Origin of the sequence: Streptomyces sp. NBC_01450 (assembly GCF_036227505.1) — a bacterium.
Classification (GTDB): domain Bacteria; phylum Actinomycetota; class Actinomycetes; order Streptomycetales; family Streptomycetaceae; genus Streptomyces.
In genome coordinates this window covers 2,900,936-2,921,382 of the sequence record NZ_CP109480.1, presented here as the reverse complement: position 1 = coordinate 2,921,382, position 20,447 = coordinate 2,900,936, and the positions used below count along the sequence as shown (strand labels likewise).

Genomic DNA, 20,447 nt, shown 5'->3' with positions numbered 1-20,447 from the left:
CGCCCCGTTCGCTCGGGAACGCTCAGCCCCAGATCACCGCGGCCAGCCACGCGGCCGTGACCAGCAGGCAGGCGAACAGCTCCGTCAGCACGTTCCAGCCGCCCGAACGCATGACCGCCCCCACCGCCGCCTTCGCCGGACCGTGGCCGCCCTGCCGCGGCCGCTCATAGAGATAGATCCCGGCGAGGAAGCCCGCGATCGCGCCGACCACCGGCAGCACAAGGAAACCGAGCAGCGCCCCGCCCCCGGCGTACACGCGCATCCGGGGAGTGGCGCCGGCCTCCCGGAGCCTTCGGGGAGGCAGCGCCCAGCGGACCGCCTGGGCCAGCAGCAGGACCAGGGTCGCGCCCACCAGGACGCCCCAGGTGAGGGTCCGTGGGTCGGACAGGGCCCACCACAGGACCGCGGCCCAGACCAGCCACGATCCCGGCACGCCGGGCACCAGTACTCCGCACAGGCCGAGCACGACCACCACGCCGACCAGTAGGAGTTCCCACGCTCCCATCTGCCCAGGGTGACTGAGTGAGGGCGGAAGCGCAGGTCAGTCGCGAGCCACCCAGCCCTTCTCGTAGGAGTGCCAGCCCAGCTGGAGCCGGGTCGTGACACCCGTCAGCTCCATCAGCCGCTTCACCCGGCGCTGTACGGTCCTGAGGCCCAGGTCGAGCTGTTTGGCCACGCTGGCGTCGGTCAGCCCGGCGAGCAGCAGGGAGAGGATCTCCAGGTCGATGACGTCGGGGCCGTCCGGCTCCTGCTCCATGACGCCCCGGCTGCCGAGCCGCAGCGGCAGCGCGTCCCGCCACACCGACTCGAACAGGCCCGACAGCAGCTCCAGCAGCCCGCTCGCGTGCACGACGAGAGCGGCGGGCTCCGCGGTGTGCGAGGTGAGCGGCACCATCGCGAGCGTCCGGTCGGCGATCACCAGCTTGGTCGGCACCGTGTCCACGACCCGCACCTGTTCGTCGCGGCCGAGCGCGGCGGACAGCTCCGTGAGGCCGGTGGGCTGGTCGAGGACGGCGCGCTCGAGCACCACGCGGTAGCCGACGCCCCGCCCCGCGGCCTTCTCCTCCGCGTCGTTGTCCGTCCCGGAGACCACCATCGGGTTCCCGGTGACCAACGCGCAGACCTCCGTGGTCGCGCCGAGCTGGAGCTGCAGGAACCGCTGGGTGACCGCCGCCGCGCCGATCACCACCTCGACCAGGTCGTGCACGGCGGGTTCCGTGGCCTGGGCGCGGTACTCCTCGGCGAGCAGGGCGGCCGCCAGTTCCGCCTTCTCCAGCTCGTGCCGCTGCTGGGTGAGCAGTGCGCCGAGGGCGACCCCGGGCGGCGCCGCGACCCAGCGTCCCGGGCGGCCCGAGGACTGGGCCGCGAGACCGTGCCGCTCCAGCCGGCGCAGGGCGCGCTCGGTGTCGTGCTCGCCGAGCGTGAGCCGCCGTGCGAGATCGGGCACGTCGGCGGCGCCCACGGACACCAGCGCCCGGTACGCCGACTCGTGCGTCTCGTCCAGACCTATCGCTCCCAGCATGCGGCGATGCCCTCCCCAAGTTCCATGCCGACCGCGGCCTGGCGGAAATCGGCCACGGCGCAAACCCGCCTCGGTACATCATCGCCGCGGCACCCGTAACTCTGCCAAGCTCACGCCATCGCGGCAGTGAACGCCGCCCGCAATGCCGGACTTGGGTCGGATCGACCTGCACGGACACGGGCGGAGTGATCTTGGGAGTGGCACCTTGGGGAGCGCGACAGCGCGCGTCACAGGGGAACCTCAGGGAAGGGGACCACACTCAGGACGCCGCCGGGCGATTCTCCCGTGGGGGGTGGGATCGTCCGGCGGCTTGTGCCCCGGCGTCCGACACCTCTTCAACCCTTCGCACTCATACGGCCGTTCGACAGTCCACCCGGCACGCCGTTCGACTACCAGTCCCGTGGCCGGTTTTTCCGGATGCCCCGTTTTCATCCTGCTCTCGCGGTGGACAATTAGGGGCATGAGCCAGCAGGGGGAGAGGCCCACCGGTCACGAGGACGACTGGTGGGGGCAGCTGTACGACGACTCCACCGGGGACACGGGGCCCACGCCCGTGGCCGATTCCCTCGACGACCGCTTCGCGTCGGCCGCGGGGACGGTGGGATCGGGGTCCGCGCCCAGGGCCGCGCCGGACGAACGCGAGATCCCGCCGGGGCCGGACGGGCCTCCCGCGGTGCCCGAGCAACGAGGCGGCGGCTTCTCCGGCCCCCGGCCCGGCGCCACGCCGCGCGGCGACGCCCTGGGCCGGCGCCTCACCCGCTGGGACCAGCCGGACCGTATGCCCCCGGCCGACCCACCGGACCGCACGCCCCCGGCCACCCCATCGGACCGCCTTCTCGACCCGACGTGGACCGGGGAGGACCTGGACCCCTCGGGGCGCGGGGAGGACTCCGGCCCTTCGCCGGCTGATGCGGAGCCCGGCCCTTGGTGGAGTGACAAGCCCCCGGGCCTCGCACCGAGCGGCGAGACCGCGGGCCCTGCCCGGAGCGACGAGCCCGCGCGATCCTCGTGGAGCGAGCCGGATCCGGGTTCCGCGTGGAGCGAGCCGGATCCGGGTTCCGCGTGGAGTGACGCGGCCGAGGGGCCCTCGCGGAGTGACGCGGGTGTGGGCTTCGCTCGGGGTGGTGAGGGTCCGGGGTCGGCGCCGGGATCGTGGGAGCGTGAGAAGGGTCCCGGGCGGAGCCCCGACGCGGTGGGTGGCGGGTTCGGGCGGCAGCCGGCTCCGTGGGACCCTCCGCCCGCCGAACCGTCGGCCCCCGCGACCTTCCCGCCGGGGCCGACGCCGCCCGGTTTCCATGCCGAGTCGCTCCGCGGCCGTACGTCCAAGGAGTCGCCCGACGTGGCGGCGCCGACGACGATGTCGGCCGACATGCCCCCGCGGCCCAGCGTGGCGCCGCGCCCCACCGCACCCCCGGACCCTGCCCCGCCCGGCGCAGTCGCCCCCGTGGACGCCGTCCCCGACCGTCCCGCCCCGCCGCCGCCCGAGCCGGTCCTCACCGTCCCCCACGAGCCACCCCCCGTCGACTACGTCGGATCGGGCCCGCCCACCTACGACGCCGAGCCCACCGCCCTCCCGCCCGCCGACCCGGACGACCTGGACGGCCTGGTCGCCGACACCGTCCTGGACGGGGCGCGCTATGGAACCAGCACGCTGCGCGCGGCCTCCGTGCGCGGCGACTCCGCGCGCTTCAGGGGCGAGCCCCGCCGCGACTCCCTGCTCACCGCCCGCTTCGGAGCGGGCGAGCACGCGCTGGTGCTGGTGGCGATGGCGACCGGCGCCCGGGCCACCCCCGGCGCGCACCGGGCGGCCGCCGAGGCGTGCCACTGGATCGGGCGGGCCGTGGGCCGCAGCCACGTACGGCTGGCCGAGGACATAAGGGCGGCTCGTCGCGGCGACCTGAAGTCGGGCCTGCACCGGCTCACCGACCGCAGCCTCGGCAAGCTGCGCGCGAGCGCCGCCGAACAGGGCGTCGAGCCCGAGGAGTACACCGCCGGCCTGCGCTGCCTGCTGCTCACCGCGGATCCCGAGTGCCGTACGCGCGTCTTCTTCGGAGTCGGCGCGGGCGGTCTGTTCCGGCTGCGGGACGGCGAGTGGCAGGACATCGAGCCACGGGTCGCCGAGACCACCGGCGAGGCCGTGGTCGGCTTCGGATCGCTGCCGCACGAGACGCCCGAGGGCGACCGGCTCACCATGGACCTGGGCATCACGACACCCCCGAGCCCGTACGAGCCGGCCCCCGAACCGCCCCGCGAACCCTTCCGGTTCCGTGCCTCCGTCGCCCGACCGGGTGACACACTCCTGCTGTGCACCGGTGGCCTCGCGGAGCCCCTGCGCGGGGAGCCGCAGTTCTGCGAGCACCTGACGCAGCGGTGGTCGGCGGGCGAGCCGCCCGGTCTCGCCGCGTTCCTCGCCGACACCCAGGTACGGGTCAAGGGGTATGCCGACGACCGCACCGTCGCGGCCGTTTGGGAGGCGTAACGGCGCACCGTGTGAATTCATGGACCCAAGGGACGAACCAAGGGACCCGCGGGATCCATGGATCACAAAGGGGTGCGTGCAGCATGGCCAAGCAGAACGTCGCCGAGCAGTTCGTCGACATCCTCGTCCGCGCGGGCGTCAAGCGCCTGTACGGCGTCGTCGGCGACAGTCTCAATCCGGTGGTGGACGCGATCCGGCGCAACGCGGCGATCGACTGGATCCATGTCCGGCACGAGGAGACGGCTGCCTTCGCCGCGGGCGCCGAGGCCCAGATCACCGGCAAGCTCGCCGCCTGCGCCGGCTCCTGCGGCCCGGGCAACCTCCACCTCATCAACGGTCTGTACGACGCGCACCGCTCCATGGCGCCGGTCCTCGCCCTGGCCTCGCACATCCCCTCCAGCGAGATCGGCCTCGGCTACTTCCAGGAGACCCACCCGGACCAGCTCTTCCGCGAGTGCAGTCACTACAACGAGATGATCTCCAACCCGAAGCAGATGCCGAGGCTGCTGCAGACCGCCATCCAGCACGCGGTGGGCCAGTCGGGCGTCAGCGTCGTCTCCCTCCCCGGTGACATCGCCTCCGAGCCCGCCCCGGACAAGGCCCTCGAGACCGCCCTCGTCACCTCCCGGCCCACCGTCCGCCCCGGCGACACCGAGATCGACAAGCTCGTCGCGCTGATCGACGAGGCCGACAAGATCACGCTCTTCTGCGGCAGCGGCACGGCGGGCGCGCACGCCGAGGTCATGGAGTTCGCGGAGAAGGTCAAGTCGCCGGTCGGACACGCGCTGCGGGGCAAGGAGTGGATCCAGTACGACAACCCGTACGACGTCGGGATGAGCGGTCTGCTCGGCTACGGAGCCGCCTACGAGGCCACCCACGAGTGCGACCTGCTGATCCTGCTCGGCACCGACTTCCCGTACAGCGCCTTCCTCCCGGACGACGTCAAGATCGCTCAGGTCGACGTCCGGCCCGAGCGCCTGGGGCGCCGCTCCAAGCTGGACCTGGCGGTGTGGGGGGATGTGAAGGAGACCCTGCGCTGTCTGACGCCCCGGGTGAAGCCCAAGGGGAACCGCCGCTTCCTCGACAAGATACTGAAGAAGCACGCGGACGCGCTCGAGGGTGTCATCAAGGCGTACACGCGCAAGGTCGAGAAGCACGTTCCGGTCCACCCCGAGTACGTGGCCTCCGTTCTCGACGAACTCGCCGACGAGGACGCGGTGTTCACGGTCGACACCGGGATGTGCAATGTGTGGGCGGCCCGCTACATCTCGCCCAACGGCCGTCGCCGGGTCATCGGTTCGTTCTCGCACGGTTCGATGGCGAACGCGCTGCCGATGGCGATCGGCGCCCAGTTCACCGACCGGGAACGGCAGGTCGTCTCGATGTCCGGAGACGGCGGATTCTCCATGCTGATGGGCGACTTCCTCACCCTCGTCCAGTACGACCTGCCCGTGAAGGTCGTCCTCTTCAACAACTCCTCTCTGAGCATGGTCGAGTTGGAGATGCTGGTCGCCGGGCTGCCGTCGTACGGGACCACGAACAAGAACCCCGACTTCGCGGCCGTCGCGCGGGCATGCGGGGCGTACGGCGTGCGCGTCGAGAAGCCCAAGGAGCTCGCCGGCGCGCTGAAGGCCGCCTTCAAGCACAAGGGCCCGGCCCTCGTCGACGTCGTCACCGACCCCAACGCGCTGTCCATCCCGCCGAAGATCAGCGCGGAGATGGTGACCGGGTTCGCCCTGTCGGCGTCGAAGATGGTCCTGGACGGGGGCGTCGGCCGGATGGTGCAGATGGCCCGCTCCAACCTGCGCAACGTGCCGCGTCCTTGACCGACTCCTCGTCGAGTACGGCCATAGCCGCAGCCGAGAGTCGGTAGACGGACCGAGCGCTCGCGGTCAGCACGTCGACCGGGAGGGGGAGGCGCCGGGTGGTGCGGGCCTGCCGGGTGCACCGTCGTTGTGCGCGGGGGCCGCACCGGCTCGCCTGCCCCTCGCGGACCCGGGGAAGGGGTGGTCCCCGGCCGTACCGTGCGCCTCAAGCAGGCGTTGAACAGGGCAAACAGGGCTTTCCACGGGACGGGGCACCGTCGCGCGAGCCGGTCCCGGAGAGTCCTGGCGTGCGGGTTGCGGCGCCCCACGGGCCACCGTTTCGACGCGACGCCGTGCTTCCGCTCGGGAATGGCTGGTGGTTGACCATTCGACATGACTGCCGCGTCGCCGATGGGGCATGGATTCCCGTGAACATGTTCGATCAGGAGGGGAACCCGACATCGGCATGCAGGCGGGGGTCATGAAGAGGCAGGTACGAGGGGGCGGTCCCGTGGCCATCGGGGCCTCCTCGGCACAGGCAGTGGAGGAAGAAGCGACCGACGACGCACGGGGCCAGCCGGCCGCCGCACAGCTCAGGCGGCGTCTGGCCAGGGCTGATCTGCGGGCGGTGCCAGAGGCCCGCAGAGCGCTGAGGGAACTCTTACGGCACTGGGGGAAACCGGAGAAGTCCGAGATAGCCGAGTTGCTGACCAGCGAACTCGTCACCAACGCCCTCATCCACACCGACCATGACGCGGTCCTGACGGCCACCGTCGGCCCCCGCGGACTCCGCGTGGAGGTACGGGACTTCGTGGGACGCAGGCCCAGGCTGCGGGTACCGATCGCCGACGACGGTACGCACGGCAGAGGTCTCGTCCTCGTCCAGTCCCTCGCGGACGCCTGGGGGGTACGCCCCCACGGCGTGGGCAAGTCGGTGTGGTTCGAACTGGACGGCGGCGCGGTGTAGTCACCGCGCCGCCGTAATTCCTGTCCGGGGTCCGGCCGTTCAACGGCCGGACCACCCCGGTGTCTCAGCCGAACTGCTGCTCCAGGTCCTTGAGCTTGCGCTCCAGGGAGTCGAGCCGCGGCAGGGCCATCGTGTCGTCCTCCGCGGTGAGATCGACGGTGATCGGGTCACCACTCTTGCGGACGGGCTGAAGGGAGGGCCGTGAGCGTACGGGCAGCTCCGGCGCTATGGCAGGCTCCGCGGTGGCCTGCGCGGGAGCACGCTCCACGGTCGTCTCCAACTGCTGCCGGCCACCGCCGCCGCCACCACGGCCGGGCAGGCCCCGGTGACCGCGGCTGAGCGCCTTGAGGTGCGCCCGCTCGACCCGCTCCTCGTTGCGCCGGCGCAGGCGGTTCTGCTCCTTCTGGCGCTTGTCCTCGCGGACCTCCTCCACCGCCTCGTCCAGCGTGCGGACGTTCTCCAGGAGCATCAGCGACCAGGCGCTGTAGGTCTCACGGGGCGCGCGCAGCCAGCGGACGATACGGATCTGCGGCAGCGGACGCGGGACCAGGCCCTGCTCACGCAGCGCGGCACGGCGGGTCTGCTTCAGCGCCCGGTCGAACAGCACGGCGGCCGACAGGGACATGCCCGCGAAGAACTGGGGAGCGCCCGAGTGGTCCACACCCCGCGGAGCGTGCACCCAGTTGAACCAGGCGGCGGCACCGGCGAAGGTCCACACGAGTATCCGGGAGCCGAGCGCCGCGTCACCGTGGCTGGCCTCGCGCACGGCGAGGACGGAGCAGAACATGGCCGCGCCGTCCAGACCGAACGGGACGAGGTACTCCCAGCCGTCGGTGAGTCCGAGGTTCTGCTGGCCGAAGCCGACGAGGCCGTGGAACGACAGCGCCGCGGCGACCGCGGCGCAGCAGAACAGCAGCACATAGGAGGCGGTGCCGTAGACGGCTTCCTTACGCCTGCGACGCTCCTCGCTGCGCTCCCACGAGTCGTCGCTGTTGCTGCTCGCGTTCTCCCCGGACCGCTTGCTGCGCGCGAGCACCGCCACCGCCGCCAGCAGTCCCAGGAGCAAAACGGCGCCCGGAAGGAGCCAGTTCAGCGATATGTCGGTCAATCTCATCTGGGGTCCCTTGCATTGGGATAGGGCGTAACGCCCGCCATATTGGCCCACGCCCGTCGCCCCTCAGGGGGTTTCGGGGCAAGAGGCCGCCAAGGGAGTGCAAGGGGATGCGCAGGGCGACATTCTGCTCGAACTGCCGCGCGAGGGACGGGAGTTGAGTGCGAATAAGATTACCCGTACGGATGGTTCTACGGAAAGTTCCTGCGACAAGTGAGGAAGTTGTGAAGTGCCTGTCATCTGTCGGGCACCCGTCGGGGGTCTCAATCGGAGTTGATCTTAGAGCATCCGGGGGGTCCGTCCGTACGGCGGGGCCGGTGCTCAATCCGTCGGAGCGGCCGTCAGCTTGGCGATGCGGTCCGCGTCGCAGGTGCGCGGGCAGTTGACGCAGGTGTCCTCGGGGCGAAGGGTGTAGAAGAAGCAGCAGCTGGCCCGGTCGCGGGTGGGCAGGGACTCCCCGTTCGGGCCGCTCAGTTCACGGAACGCGGCGGATCCCACGTACGGCCGGGTGGCCCCCGGCAGCAGCAGCTCCAGCTCGCGCCGCGCGCGCCGCTCCTCGCCGAGCAGCTCCGCGATGTACCAGAGGCTCTCGACGACCTCGTCGGTCGCCATGCCCCACAGGGCCCGGCCGCGGCGTCGCATGCGCGGGCCGAAGCCGCCGAGGACCGGCTCCAGGTGCTCGGTCGTCGCGGCCCGCACCTCGGCCCGCAGCGCCTCCTCGTCCGGGACGACCCGGGCGCCGGGCAGCCCGGCCGCCGGGTCGCCCGGCAGGCAGGCGAATTCCTCGACCCGGACCGCCATCAGGCCGAGTGTGCGCTGGAATGTGACGCGCTCCACAGAGAGGCGGGGCACCCGGCGCAGCAGGAACCACGGGACGGTGATCAGCAGGCAGGCCGGCCAGGCGTACCGGTGCAGTCCGAAGCTCGCCACCACGTCCGGGCGCGCCCGCTGTCCGTAGTCCCTGATGACCTGCGCCTCGTCCCAGGCGAGGAACGTGTCCAGGTCGGCCCCGCCCGCCGCGAGTCCGGCGGCGCCGACCCAGCCGTCGCCCTCCGGTGCCGCCTCCCCGCGATCCAGTTCCCGCACGCTCAGGTCCGGAAAGACCTCGGTCAGCCGGGTGTACGCGTCCGCGACGGCCGAGCGGGCGGGGTGGGCGTCGGTGAGGCCCAGGGCGCCTGTGGTCAGGGCGGGAGCGGACATACGGGGGCCTCCGCTTCACGGTCGTTGGCAGGTAAGGCTTACCTTACCCGGAATACTGGATGTTTGAACTGGGGCCATGTGCGCCTATGGTGCTTGACGGACGGGTGACAACCGCCGCAATGACCCCCAAGTACCACCAAGCCCGGAGGAGGACCCCGTGGAGCAGGCCGGTTCGCTGAGCGCGCGCGGTTCCACCGGGTCGGCGACCCCGGACATCCGTACGGCGTCCGTTCGGGTGCCCGCACAGTCGCGGGCGGCGGACATCGAGCGGGAGCCGGAGCGGGGCGTCGCCGCGGACGAGTCCCGGTCCGCCCCAGGGGCCCGCGGCGAGCACACCCACAGCGAGCCGCCCATGCCGCACCCCGGCGTGGAGAGCCCGCCCCCGCCCGCCGGGAGCGCGCGCCCCGGCGCGGAGAACGCGCGCCCCGTGATCCAGCGGGCCTCGGTGCGCGGGCAGATCCTCGACGCCCTGCGCACCGCCCTCGTCGCGGGCGAGCTCGCTCCCGGACAGGTGTACTCGGCTCCCGTGCTCGGCGAGCGCTTCGGGGTCTCCGCCACCCCCGTACGCGAGGCGATGCAGCAACTGGCCGTCGAGGGCGCCGTCGAGGTCGTACCGAACCGGGGCTTCAGGGTCGTCCGGCGCGGGACGCGCGAGCTGGCCGAACTCGCCGAGATCCGCGCCCTCATCGAAGTCCCGGTGCTGCTGCGCCTCGCCCGTACGGTGCCCGCCGCGCGCTGGGCCGAACTGCGTCCGCTCGCCGAGGCGACGACGCGCGCCGCGTCCGCGGGCTCTCGTGCCACCTATGCCGAGTGCGACCGCTCCTTCCACCACGCGATCCTCGCCCTCGCCGGCAACCATCAGCTCGTGCAGATAGCCGACGACCTGCACCGCCGCGCCCAGTGGCCCCTGGTCGGCGGCCCCGTCTCGCGCGGCCGAGCGGACCTCATGGCCGACGCCGCCGAGCACACCGCCCTCCTGGAAGCCCTGATCGCCCAGGACCTCGCGGTCGTCCAGTCCCTCGCACGAGAGCACTTCGCCGGCAGCTAGTGCCGCGACAGGCAACGTTCGCCCCGTCGCGACGCCCGGCACGCTCCCCCACTGCCTCAAGGGCGTGGGCGGTGCCCCCACTCGCCGCACCGGCCGAAAGCCCAAGTACGTCCGGTCCGTCGACGGGGTCTTCCGGACGGCACTCCCCCCAGCCTTCGGCCGGGGGGACCCCCAGAGCACGCACCGGACGCCGCTCCTTGACGGGCAAACGTTGCCTGCCGCGGCACTAGTGCCGCGTACGTCCCCTTCCTCCGACGGAGGTCACGGCTCCGTACGCGCGGGGCAACAGGCCGCGCCGACGGGAACCCGAACGGCCCCGCACGCGTGCCCCTCGGTAGCAGCAGCGAACCGGGGGAGACCACGATGCCCGACCCGTCCTGGCAGGCGATGCAACAGGCACAGCAGGCCCAGCAGATCCACCAGAACCACGTACGTCACCACCGCGAGGCGCACGACATGGCCCGGGCCCACGCCCGTCACGCCGGCGCACCGCACACGCACCGTCCCGCGCCGCACACCGGCGCCCGGGGCGGCGGCCTGCGCGGAGTCCTGGCCCTGATCGTCCTCGTCGGGGTCGTGGTCTACGTCGCCCACGACCCCGAACTCCGCACCACGGTGGAGCACTTCGCCCGCAACCTCTTGGCACACGTCCAGAGCAACTGACTCTAGGGGCGTAACTGCCCCTCGAGCGGAGCGGTCACGCTGTTGCGGCAGGTGGAGTGAGTTGCCGCGCCAGCCACGTCGGCACACCCCCGAGCAACCGGAACAACCGTCCCGCCTCCGCCCGCAACCGAGACGCCTCCGGCTCTACCTCGGCATCAGCGAGCGAGGCCAACGCCGGAGCCGTCCCCACCAGGTACCCCAACTCCTCCCGAATCCGCAGGGATTCACCGAATCCGTGCCGCGCCTCGGCCAACTCCCCGTCCCGCAGGGCGAGTCCGGCAAGGTGCCGCCAGGTGAAGGAGAGCAGGAGGGGGTCGCCCTGGGCGACAGCACCGGCGTGGGCACGCCGGTACGCGGCCCGCGCGGCCTGCGGCGACTGCGCGAGGTTCTCGGCGAGCAGCCCGCGCCGGAAGTCGAGCAGCGCCCGCCCCGGTGCCCCCGGGGCGATCAGCGCCGCGGCCCGTCCGAGCGCGGCCCGCGCCTCGTCCGCCCGGTCGCGCACCCCGAGCAGCGTGGCCGCGTACGCGAGCTGCCCGCGCTCACAGGCCGCCGCCCCGCGCTCGTCGTCGCTCTGGGCCACCGCCTCCGCCGTCCGCAGCGCGTCCTCGGCCTCGGGCCAGCCCTGCTCGGTGTACAGGCACCGCTCGACGAGGAGCGAGGCTCTCTGCAGCGCCGGCCCCGCCGTCCCGGGCTGGAGCAGTGCGGCCGCGTCGACCCAGCAGGCGCGTGAGCGCAGCCGCCATACCGCGGTCTGGAGTGGATCGTCCCCTGCGTTCGTTCCGGAACCAGACATGGCGGAATGCGCCACGTTGCCCTCCCCGAGCACGCCATCGAGCTGTTGAGTGGTGGCATCTCAGCACGGATCACGGCACCCGGCCAAGAGGGTGGGTGAAGGATTTCACAAAGTCGTGGGACTGGTGCGTCACTTGCTGACACGCGCCGCACGGACCCATGACCTCAGCTCATGCGCAACGCCAGGAAGAAGTCGAGCTTGTCCTCGAGGCGGGAGAGGTCCCGGCCCGTCAACTGCTCGATGCGGCCCACCCGGTAGCGCAGTGTGTTGACGTGCAGGTGGAGCCGTGTGGCGCAGCGCGTCCAGGAGCCGTCGCACTCGAGGAACGCCTCCAGGGTGGGGATGAGTTCGGCGCGGTGGCGGCGGTCGTACTCCCGCAGGGGGTCCAGGAGCCGCGCGGTGAAGGCGCGGCGTACGTCGTCCGGGACGAAGGGCAGCAGGAGGACGTGCGAGGCCAGCTCCTGGTGTCCGGCCGCGCAGACGCGGCCGGGGCGGGCGGCGGCGACCCGGCGCGCGTGCCGGGCCTCCTCCAGGGCGCCGCGCAGCCCCTCGGCCGAGTGCACGGCGGCGCTGACGCCGAGCGTGAGCCGCCCGTCGTCGTTCAGACCGGCCGACAGCGGGTCACGTACGGCCTCCAGGAGCGCGTCCGCGAGGACGCCCGACTCGGAGCCGTCGTGCTCCGAGGAAACCGCCGGAAGGGGTACGAGCGCGATCGCCTCCTCACCCGTATGGGCGACGGCGATCCGGTCGGAGTGCTCGGGGCCGCTGGTCAGCGGGTCGACGAGGATCTCCTCCAGGAGCGACTGGGCGACCGGCCCGCCTTCGATCAGGCCGTCGTCCCACTCGACGCGGGCCACCACCACCTGCCAGTGCGGTGCGGCGCCGAGCCCGGGCAGCAGCACCGGCGCGGCGACGCGCAGCCGGGCCGCGATCTCCGCGGGCGCGGCCCCCGACTGCACCAGCTCGAGGACCTCCTGCGCGAGCCGGCGCCGTACGGTGCGCGCCGCGTCCCGCCGGTCCCGCTCGACCGCGATCAGCTGGGTGACGCCCTGGAGCAGGTCGAGCCGCTCCGCGGGCCAGTCCCCGGCGTCCGCCTCGACCGCGAGCAGCCAGTCGGAGAGCACCGTCTCGCGCACATCGCGGGAGGCGCCCGCGGAGCGCCCGGAGGAGCGGATCGGGAAGAGGGAGTACGTCGTCGTGCCCACCATCACCCGGTGCGGCCCGCGCCGCCCGGTGCGGGCCGCCGCGAGGTGCTCGCCCGCCAGCCGCGCGGACACGTCGGCGGGCAGCGCGGCCCCCGCGAGCTTCGAACCGGCGATCGGGCGTCCGGTGGGGGAGAGCACCCAGGCCCGCAGGTCCAGGTCGGTGCCGAGCAGGTCGAGGACCACGTCGGGGCCGCCGCCCGCCGGGCCGGAGGTCATCATCCGCCGGTGCCGGTCCACCACGGCCGCCAGGTCCCCGGCGCGCTCGCCCGAGACCTGTCGTACGACATGCTCGGTGATCGTCGCGAACGCCACCGACTCGTGCACGGCGAACAGCGGCAGCCGGTGCCGGACGCAGGCCAGGACGAGGTCCTCCGGGATGTCGCCGAGCTCCGCCTCACCGGCGGCGAGGGCCGCGACCCCGGCGGCCGCGAGGATCCGTACGAAGGGCTCGGAGTCCGCGACGCCGTGCCGCCAGGCGAGGCCGGTGAGGACCAGCTCGCCGCCGGAAAGATAGCGGCTGGGGTCCTTGAGGTCCGTGGTCATCACACCGCGTACGGTGCGGTCCAGCTCGTCCTCGCCGCCGAGCAGCCGCAGGCCCAGCGCGTCGGTGTCCAGCAGTGCGCGCAGCCGCATTCTCGTCGCCGCCGTTCTTGTCTCGAAATCTACGATGGATCTGAAGGTGAGCAATGGGCGAGCGGGTCCGCGAGCCGTACTCCCTGGTCCCAGCGTGTGCTGGATGTCTCCTGTCGTTTCCAAAGGGCTGTATCGGAAGTTTCCAGAGGAAAACGAGGAGGTTACTGATGACCTCCGTTCATACGAATCTACAAGATGAGCGCCCTGGCCAGCCAACTCCTTCATGGTTTCGGTGACTGACCCCGGTGGAGCACAGAGCTGTGTACTGACCTCACTCCACGTGAACACCTCATGAACGAGCCCGGGCCGCCGCACACGATCTGGCTTGATCAGAACGACCCACGATACGAAGAAGAGAGCCACTCATGGACTTCCTTCGCCCCGCCAGCTGGGAGGAGGCGCTCGCCGCGAAGGCCGAGCACCCCACCGCTGTGCCGATTGCGGGTGGCACCGATGTGATGGTCGAGATCAACTTCGATCACCGCAGGCCCGAGTACCTCCTCGATCTGAACCGCGTCGGAGAGCTGAGCGAGTGGGAGGTCGGCGAGGAGAGCGTGCGCCTGGGCGCCTCCGTTCCGTACACCCGGATCATGGAGAACCTGCGCGGCGAACTCCCCGGCCTGGCCCTGGCCTCCCACACCGTGGCCTCCCCGCAGATCCGCAACCGCGGCGGCGTCGGCGGCAACCTCGGCACCGCCTCCCCGGCCGGTGACGCCCACCCCGCCCTCCTCGCGGCGGGCGCCGAGGTCGAGGCCGAGTCCGTACGGGGAACGCGGCTGATCCCGATCGACGCGTTCTACGCCGGCGTGAAGCGCAACGCGCTCGCGCCCGACGAGCTGATCCGCGCCGTCCACATCAAGAAGGCCGACGGCCCTCAGCAGTACTCCAAGGTCGGCACCCGCAACGCGATGGTGATCGCGGTCTGCGCCTTCGGTCTGGCCCTGCACCCCGAGACGCGTACGGTCCGCACCGGCATCGGCTCGGCCGCGCCCACCCCGGTCCGCGCCAAGGTCGCCGAGGAGTTCCTGAACGCGGCGCTCGAGGAGGGCGGCTTCTGGGACAACGGCAAGATCATCACCCCGTCGGTGACCAAGCAGTTCGCGGACCTCTGCTCCGCCGCCTGCAACCCGATCGACGACGTCCGGGGCACCGCGAGCTACCGCCGCCACGCGGTCGGCATCATGGCCCGCCGCACCCTGACCTGGACCTGGGAGTCGTACCGCGGCGCCGCCGCCCACACGGAGGGAGTCGCGTGATGCGCGTCAATTTCACGGTCAACGGCCGTCCCCAGGAAGCCGACGACGTGTGGGAGGGCGAGTCCCTCCTGTACGTGCTGCGCGAGCGCCTGGGTCTGCCCGGCTCCAAGAACGCCTGCGAGCAGGGCGAGTGCGGTTCCTGCACGGTCCGCCTGGACGGCGTACCGGTGTGTTCGTGTCTGGTCGCGGCCGGTCAGGTCGAGGGCCGCGAGGTCGTCACGGTCGAGGGCCTCGCGGAGTTCGCCAAACAGCGTGCGGAGCACGGCGGTTGCGAAACCGGCTCCTGCGGCACCTCGCTGGACGAGGCCAGGCGCTGGGAGTCCAGGCCTCAGGACTCCCACACCGGCGAGGGCGGACAACTCTCGCCGATCCAGCAGGCGTTCATCGACGCCGGCGCCGTCCAGTGCGGCTTCTGCACCCCGGGTCTGCTGGTCGCCGCCGACGAGATGCTGGAACGCAACCCCACGCCGACCGACGCGGACATCCGCGAGGCGCTCTCCGGCAACCTGTGCCGGTGCACCGGCTACGAGAAGATCATGGACGCGGTCCGCCTCGCGGCCGCCCGGCAGTCCGAGGCGGTCTGACCATGGGAACCACCGGTACACCCACCAACCTCACGCAGGGCTCCAAGACCAGGGGCGGCATCGGCGAGTCGACGCTCCGCCCGGACGGCATCCTCAAGGTCACCGGCGAGTTCGCGTACTCGTCCGACATGTGGCACGAGGACATGCTGTGGGGTCAGATCCTGCGCTCCACGGTCGCCCACGCCGAGATCGTCTCCATCGACACCGGCGAGGCTCTCGCGCAGCCCGGCGTCTACGCCGTCATGACGTACGACGACCTGCCGACGGACGTGAAGAACTACGGCCTGGAGATCCAGGACACCCCGGTCCTCGCGCACGGCAAGGTCCGCCACCACGGTGAGCCGGTCGCGATCGTCGCCGCCGACCACCCGGAGACCGCGCGCCGCGCCGCCGCGAAGATCAAGGTCGAGTACCGCGAGCTGCCGGTCATCACGGACGAGGCGTCCGCGACCGCGCCGGACGCGGTCCTGGTCCACGAGGGCCGCACCGACCACCACATCGGCCACGTCCCGCACCCGAACATCGTGCACCGCCAGCCGATCGTCCGCGGCAACGCCGACGAGGCAGCCAAGAGGGCCGACTTCATCGTCAAGGGCGAGTACACCTTCGGCATGCAGGACCAGGCGTTCCTCGGCCCGGAGTCCGGTCTCGCCGTGCCCGCCGAGGACGGTGGCGTCGACCTCTACATCGCCACCCAGTGGCTGCACTCCGACCTGCGTCAGATCGCCCCGGTCCTGGGCCTGCCCGAGGACAAGGTCCGGATGACGCTCTCGGGTGTCGGCGGCGCGTTCGGCGGCCGTGAGGACCTGTCGATGCAGATCCACGCGTGCCTGCTCGCCCTGCGTACCGGCAAGCCCGTGAAGATCGTCTACAACCGCTTCGAGTCCTTCTTCGGGCACGTCCACCGCCACCCCGCGAAGCTCTCCTACGAGCACGGGGCGACCAAGGACGGCAAGCTCACCCATCTGAAGGCGCGGATCGTGCTGGACGGCGGCGCCTACGCCTCCGCCTCCCCGGCGGTCGTCGGCAACGCCTCCTCGCTGGGCGCGGGCCCGTACGTCGTCGACGACGTCGACATCGAGGCCATCGCCCTCTACACCAACAACCCGCCCTGCGGCGCCATGCGCGGCTTCGGCGCGGTACAGGCCTGCTTCGCCTACGAGGCCCAGATGGACAAGCTCGCCGACAAGGTGGGCATGGACCGGGTGGCCTTCCGCCAGCTCAACGCGATGGAGCAGGGGACCGTCATGCCGACCGGGCAGGTCGTCGACTCACCGGCCCCGGTCGCCGAACTCCTGCGCCGGGTCAAGGCGATGCCGCTGCCGCCGGAGCAGCAGTGGCTCACCGCCGGCGAGGCGGCCGACGTACGGCAGCTGCCGGGCGGCCTCTCCAACACCACGCACGGCGAGGGCGTCGTACGGGGCATCGGCTACGCGGTCGGCATCAAGAACGTCGGCTTCTCCGAAGGCTTCGACGACTACTCGACGGCCAAGGTCCGCATGGAGGTCGTCGGCGGCGAGCCGGTCGCCACCGTGCACACCGCGATGGCCGAGGTCGGCCAGGGCGGTGTCACCGTCCACGCGCAGATCGCCCGCACCGAGCTGGGCATCGCCCAGGTGACCATCCAGCCGGCCGACACCCAGGTGGGCAGCGCCGGTTCGACGTCCGCGTCGCGGCAGACGTACGTCACCGGTGGCGCCGTCAAGAACTCCTGCGAGCTCGTCCGCGAGAAGGTCCTGGAGCTGGGCCGCCGCAAGTTCGGCACGTACCACCCCGCTTGGTCGACGGCGGAGCTGCTCCTGGAGAGCGGCAAGGTCGTCACCGACGGCGGCGAGGTGCTCGCCGACCTGGTGGACGTGCTCGGCGACGAGTCCGTCGAGATCGAGGCCGAGTGGCGCCACCGCCCGACCGAGGCCTTCGACCTGCGCACCGGACAGGGCTTCGGCCACGTCCAGTACACGTTCGCCGCGCACCGCGCGGTCGTCGAGGTCGACACCGAACTCGGGCTGGTCAAGGTCATCGAGCTGGCCTGCGCCCAGGACGTCGGCAAGGCGCTCAACCCGCTGTCCGTCGTCGGCCAGATCCAGGGTGGCACCACCCAGGGTCTGGGCATCGCGGTCATGGAGGAGATCATCGTCGACCCCAAGACCGCGAAGGTGAAGAACCCCTCCTTCACGGACTATCTGATCCCCACGATTCTCGACACGCCGACCATCCCGGTCGACGTGCTCGAACTCGCCGACGACCACGCCCCGTACGGGCTCCGTGGCATCGGCGAGGCCCCGACCCTGTCGTCCACCCCGGCCGTCCTCGCGGCGATCCGGAACGCGACGGGTCTGGAGCTCAACAGGACGCCGGTACGTCCCGAGCACCTGACCGGAAAGTAACCCTCTGTTCGTCTCGGGCCGTCCCCCGGGTCGTGCACCATCCCAAATCCCGCAGCGACCACCGTGGTCGCTGACGCGGGTGCCCCTGTGAACCTTGGGAGATGGCACCATGACCCAGCAGTCAGTGGAGCCCAGGACCGTCGCCGACGACGCGGGTGCGGGAACCCGCGTCCCGGCCGGGCGGTCCTGGCTCGACCGTTACTTCCACATATCCCAGCGGGGATCCACCGTCGCGCGTGAGGTGCGCGGCGGCGTCACCACCTTCATGGCGATGGCGTACATCCTCCTGCTGAACCCCCTGATCCTGTCCGGCAAGGACGCGGCGGGGCACACGCTCGGCCAGAACGCGCTGATCACCGCGACCGCGTTCGCGGCGGCCTTCAGCACCCTTCTGATGGGCTTCTTCGGCAAGGTGCCGTTGGCCCTCGCCGCCGGACTCTCCGTCTCCGGAGTGCTCTCCTCGCAGGTAGCCCCCCAGATGACCTGGCCGCAGGCCATGGGCATGTGTGTGATCTACGGAGTGGTCATCATGCTCCTGGTCGTCACCGGCCTGCGCGAGATGATCATGAACGCGATCCCGCTGGCGCTGAAGCACGCCATCACCATGGGCATCGGCCTGTTCGTCGCGCTGATCGGCTTCTACAAGGCCGGATTCGTGCACCAGGGGAAGTCCACCCCGGTCACCCTCGGCCCGGCCGGTGAACTCGCCGGCTGGCCGGTCCTGCTCTTCGCCGCCACCCTGCTCGCCATCTTCATGCTCCAGGCGCGCGGCATTCCCGGCGCGATCCTGATCGGCATCGTCGGCGGCACCGTACTCGCCGTGGTCCTCAACGCCCTCGGCGTCATCGCCGGCAAGCAGTGGGCGAGCGGCGCCCCCGAACTGCACGGCGGCGCGGTCTCGATGCCGGACTTCTCACTCTTCGGCAAGGTCGAGTTCGGCGGCTGGGGCGATGTCGGCGTGATGACGGTCGGCATGATCGTCTTCACGCTCGTCCTCGCCGGGTTCTTCGACGCGATGGCCACCATCATCGGCGTCGGCACGGAGGCCGGACTGGCCGACGCGAAGGGCCGGATGCCGGGTCTGGCCAAGGCGCTGTTCATCGACGGCGCGGGCGGAGCGGTCGGCGGTGTCGCCGGCGCGTCGGGCCAGACGGTCTTCGTCGAGTCGGCCACGGGGGTCGGCGAGGGCGCCCGTACGGGCCTGTCCTCCGTCGTCACGGGCCTGTTCTTCGCGGCCTGCCTCTTCTTCACCCCGCTGACGGCGATCGTCCCCGGCGAGGTCGCGGCGGCGGCGCTGGTCGTCATCGGCGCCATGATGATGATGAACGCCCGCCATGTGGACTGGGCCGACCGCGCCACCGCGATCCCGGTCTTCCTGACCGTCGTCGTCATGCCGTTCACGTACTCCATCACCGCGGGCGTCGCGGCCGGAGTGCTGTCGTACGTCGCCATCAAGATCGCCCAGGGCAAGGCCCGGGAGATCGGGGCATTCATGTGGAGCCTGACGGCGATCTTCCTCGTCTTCTTCAACCTGAACCCGATCGAGAGCTGGATGGGCGTGCACTGACCCACCCCTTCCGGTCGACGACCCTCCACGCACCCCCCTGTTAAGGAGACCGAGACATGCTGGACATCGCCGAAGAGCTGCACCGGTGGGTCGAGCAGGGACGCGACTTCGCCGTGGCCACCGTGGTGGCCGTCGGCGGCAGCGCGCCCCGCCGGCCCGGCGCCGCACTCGCCGTCGACTCCGACGGCACGGCGATCGGCTCGGTCTCCGGCGGGTGCGTGGAGGGCGCGGTCTACGAACTGTGCCGGCAGGCGCTCCAGGACGGCGAGACCGTCCTGGAGCGCTTCGGATACAGCGACGAGGACGCCTTCGCCGTCGGTCTGACCTGCGGCGGCATCATCGACATCCTCGTCACTCCGGTCCGGGCGGGGGACCCCGCCCGGCCGGTGCTCGGCTCCGCGCTGGCCGCCGCCGCGACGGGGGAGGCGGCGGCCCTCGCGCGGATCGTCAGCGGACCCGCCGAACTGCGGGGCCGCGCGCTGCTCGTCCGCCCCGACGGCTCGTACGAGGGTGGCTTCGGCGCCCATCCCGAGCTGGACCGCACGGTGGCCGGCGAGGCGGGCGCCTTCCTGGACGCGGGCCGCACCGGCAGCCTGGAGATCGGAGAGCAGGGCTCCCGTTGCGGAGCACCGCTCACCGTTCTGGTCGAGTCGTCCGTGCCGCCCCCGCGCATGATCGTGTTCGGCGCGATCGACTTCGCGTCGGCGCTGGTCCGCATGGGCAAGTTCCTGGGATTTCACGTCACGGTGTGCGACGCCCGCCCGGTCTTCGCGACCGCCACCCGCTTCCCCGACGCCGACGAGATCGTCGTCGAGTGGCCCCACACGTACCTGGAACGCACGGAGGTGGACGCCCGGACCGTCCTGTGCGTCCTCACCCACGACGCCAAGTTCGACGTACCGCTGCTGCGCCTCGCCCTGCGGCTTCCGGTCGCGTACGTCGGCGCGATGGGCTCCCGGCGCACGCACCTGGACCGCAACGACCGCCTGCGCGAAGTCGGTGTCACCGAGCTGGAGTTGGCGCGCCTCAGGTCCCCCATCGGCCTCGACCTGGGCGCCCGCACCCCGGAGGAGACGGCTCTGTCCATCGCCTCGGAGATCGTGGCCGACCGGCGCGGGGGAAGCGGGGTGTCGCTCACCGGGGCGCACACACCGATCCACCACGACGCGACGTCGGCTGCGGCGCGGCGGATCGGGTCGGTGGCCTGAGCCGGGTCCGGGGAGCGGC

At 71.8% G+C, this 20,447-nt stretch carries 16 protein-coding genes; 10 read left to right on the top strand and 6 right to left on the bottom strand.

Going from position 1 to position 20,447, the window contains the following annotated elements; genetic code table 11:
* Positions 1-22: 22 nt before the first annotated feature.
* Together OG568_RS13280 and OG568_RS13275 are read right to left on the bottom strand one after the other, a co-directional pair.
* Entirely contained in the window at positions 23-505 is a 483-nt protein-coding gene (locus OG568_RS13280; protein WP_329531654.1) for a DUF456 domain-containing protein, read from the bottom strand.
* A 36-nt stretch (positions 506-541) separates the two neighbouring features.
* Positions 542-1,522: a helix-turn-helix domain-containing protein gene (locus tag OG568_RS13275; RefSeq protein WP_329531653.1), complete on the bottom strand. Its 981-nt coding sequence runs from the start codon at positions 1,520-1,522 to the stop codon at positions 542-544.
* Positions 1,523-1,982: 460 nt separating this feature from the next.
* Here OG568_RS13275 and OG568_RS13270 point away from each other — a divergent pair, with 460 nt between their 5' ends.
* From OG568_RS13270 to OG568_RS13260, 3 genes are all read left to right on the top strand, one after another.
* A complete protein-coding gene (locus OG568_RS13270) occupies positions 1,983-4,001 on the top strand; it encodes a protein phosphatase 2C domain-containing protein (RefSeq protein WP_329531652.1) in 2,019 nt (672 codons plus the stop codon).
* Between the two features lie 83 nt (positions 4,002-4,084).
* A complete protein-coding gene (locus tag OG568_RS13265) occupies positions 4,085-5,827 on the top strand; it encodes a pyruvate dehydrogenase (protein ID WP_329531651.1) in 1,743 nt (580 codons plus the stop codon).
* Positions 5,828-6,287: 460 nt separating this feature from the next.
* The gene (locus OG568_RS13260; RefSeq protein WP_266429282.1) at positions 6,288-6,773 is read left to right on the top strand and encodes an ATP-binding protein; all 486 of its coding nucleotides are present in this window, start codon (positions 6,288-6,290) and stop codon (positions 6,771-6,773) included.
* A 64-nt stretch (positions 6,774-6,837) separates the two neighbouring features.
* Here OG568_RS13260 and OG568_RS13255 read toward each other — a convergent pair whose 3' ends face one another.
* Both OG568_RS13255 and OG568_RS13250 read right to left on the bottom strand, forming a co-directional pair.
* Entirely contained in the window at positions 6,838-7,887 is a 1,050-nt protein-coding gene (locus OG568_RS13255) for a DUF2637 domain-containing protein (RefSeq protein WP_266429280.1), read from the bottom strand.
* A 318-nt stretch (positions 7,888-8,205) separates the two neighbouring features.
* Positions 8,206-9,084 carry a (2Fe-2S)-binding protein gene (locus OG568_RS13250; protein WP_329531650.1) on the bottom strand — a complete coding sequence of 293 codons (879 nt, stop codon included), beginning with the start codon at positions 9,082-9,084 and terminating at the stop codon, positions 8,206-8,208.
* Positions 9,085-9,241: 157 nt separating this feature from the next.
* On the opposite strand from OG568_RS13250, the gene OG568_RS13245 reads away from it, so the two are divergent.
* Positions 9,242-10,132, top strand: coding sequence for a GntR family transcriptional regulator (locus tag OG568_RS13245; RefSeq protein WP_443077633.1), 891 nt, complete (start codon positions 9,242-9,244; stop codon positions 10,130-10,132).
* 363 nt (positions 10,133-10,495) lie between these two features.
* Positions 10,496-10,795 carry a hypothetical protein gene (locus tag OG568_RS13240; RefSeq protein ID WP_329531649.1) on the top strand — a complete coding sequence of 100 codons (300 nt, stop codon included), beginning with the start codon at positions 10,496-10,498 and terminating at the stop codon, positions 10,793-10,795.
* Between the two features lie 34 nt (positions 10,796-10,829).
* On the opposite strand, the gene OG568_RS13235 is transcribed toward OG568_RS13240, so the two are convergent.
* Positions 10,830-11,603: a hypothetical protein gene (locus tag OG568_RS13235; RefSeq protein ID WP_266587046.1), complete on the bottom strand. Its 774-nt coding sequence runs from the start codon at positions 11,601-11,603 to the stop codon at positions 10,830-10,832.
* Between the two features lie 149 nt (positions 11,604-11,752).
* Positions 11,753-13,426, bottom strand: coding sequence for a PucR family transcriptional regulator (locus OG568_RS13230; RefSeq protein ID WP_329531648.1), 1,674 nt, complete (start codon positions 13,424-13,426; stop codon positions 11,753-11,755).
* A gap of 365 nt (positions 13,427-13,791) precedes the next feature.
* On the opposite strand from OG568_RS13230, the gene OG568_RS13225 reads away from it, so the two are divergent.
* The 5 genes from OG568_RS13225 to OG568_RS13205 all read left to right on the top strand — a co-directional run bounded on the left by OG568_RS13225 (position 13,792) and on the right by OG568_RS13205 (position 20,428).
* Positions 13,792-14,682, top strand: coding sequence for an FAD binding domain-containing protein (locus OG568_RS13225; RefSeq protein ID WP_329531647.1), 891 nt, complete (start codon positions 13,792-13,794; stop codon positions 14,680-14,682).
* Positions 14,682-15,266: a (2Fe-2S)-binding protein gene (locus OG568_RS13220; protein ID WP_329531646.1), complete on the top strand. Its 585-nt coding sequence runs from the start codon at positions 14,682-14,684 to the stop codon at positions 15,264-15,266. Before OG568_RS13225 ends, OG568_RS13220 begins: the two co-directional genes overlap by 1 nt.
* A gap of 2 nt (positions 15,267-15,268) precedes the next feature.
* Positions 15,269-17,653 (top strand): xanthine dehydrogenase family protein molybdopterin-binding subunit, encoded by a 2,385-nt coding sequence (locus tag OG568_RS13215; RefSeq protein ID WP_329531645.1) that lies wholly within the window; start codon positions 15,269-15,271, stop codon positions 17,651-17,653.
* A gap of 109 nt (positions 17,654-17,762) precedes the next feature.
* On the top strand, positions 17,763-19,220 hold the full coding sequence (locus tag OG568_RS13210; RefSeq protein WP_329531644.1) for an NCS2 family permease: 1,458 nt from the start codon (positions 17,763-17,765) through the stop codon (positions 19,218-19,220).
* Between the two features lie 56 nt (positions 19,221-19,276).
* Positions 19,277-20,428, top strand: a complete 1,152-nt coding sequence (locus OG568_RS13205; protein WP_329531643.1) for an XdhC family protein — start codon at positions 19,277-19,279, stop codon at positions 20,426-20,428.
* The last annotated feature ends 19 nt before the right edge of the window (positions 20,429-20,447 follow it).

Coding starts and splice junctions, on each gene's coding strand:
- OG568_RS13240 (WP_329531649.1), top strand. CDS start 10,496: ATGCCCGACCCGTCCTGGCAGGCGATGCAACAGGCACAGCAGGCCCAG.
- OG568_RS13275 (WP_329531653.1), bottom strand. CDS start 1,522: ATGCTGGGAGCGATAGGTCTGGACGAGACGCACGAGTCGGCGTACCGG.
- OG568_RS13265 (WP_329531651.1), top strand. CDS start 4,085: ATGGCCAAGCAGAACGTCGCCGAGCAGTTCGTCGACATCCTCGTCCGC.
- OG568_RS13225 (WP_329531647.1), top strand. CDS start 13,792: ATGGACTTCCTTCGCCCCGCCAGCTGGGAGGAGGCGCTCGCCGCGAAG.
- OG568_RS13210 (WP_329531644.1), top strand. CDS start 17,763: ATGACCCAGCAGTCAGTGGAGCCCAGGACCGTCGCCGACGACGCGGGT.
- OG568_RS13230 (WP_329531648.1), bottom strand. CDS start 13,426: ATGCGGCTGCGCGCACTGCTGGACACCGACGCGCTGGGCCTGCGGCTG.
- OG568_RS13260 (WP_266429282.1), top strand. CDS start 6,288: ATGAAGAGGCAGGTACGAGGGGGCGGTCCCGTGGCCATCGGGGCCTCC.
- OG568_RS13250 (WP_329531650.1), bottom strand. CDS start 9,084: ATGTCCGCTCCCGCCCTGACCACAGGCGCCCTGGGCCTCACCGACGCC.
- OG568_RS13205 (WP_329531643.1), top strand. CDS start 19,277: ATGCTGGACATCGCCGAAGAGCTGCACCGGTGGGTCGAGCAGGGACGC.
- OG568_RS13270 (WP_329531652.1), top strand. CDS start 1,983: ATGAGCCAGCAGGGGGAGAGGCCCACCGGTCACGAGGACGACTGGTGG.
- OG568_RS13255 (WP_266429280.1), bottom strand. CDS start 7,887: ATGAGATTGACCGACATATCGCTGAACTGGCTCCTTCCGGGCGCCGTT.
- OG568_RS13220 (WP_329531646.1), top strand. CDS start 14,682: ATGCGCGTCAATTTCACGGTCAACGGCCGTCCCCAGGAAGCCGACGAC.
- OG568_RS13215 (WP_329531645.1), top strand. CDS start 15,269: ATGGGAACCACCGGTACACCCACCAACCTCACGCAGGGCTCCAAGACC.
- OG568_RS13280 (WP_329531654.1), bottom strand. CDS start 505: ATGGGAGCGTGGGAACTCCTACTGGTCGGCGTGGTGGTCGTGCTCGGC.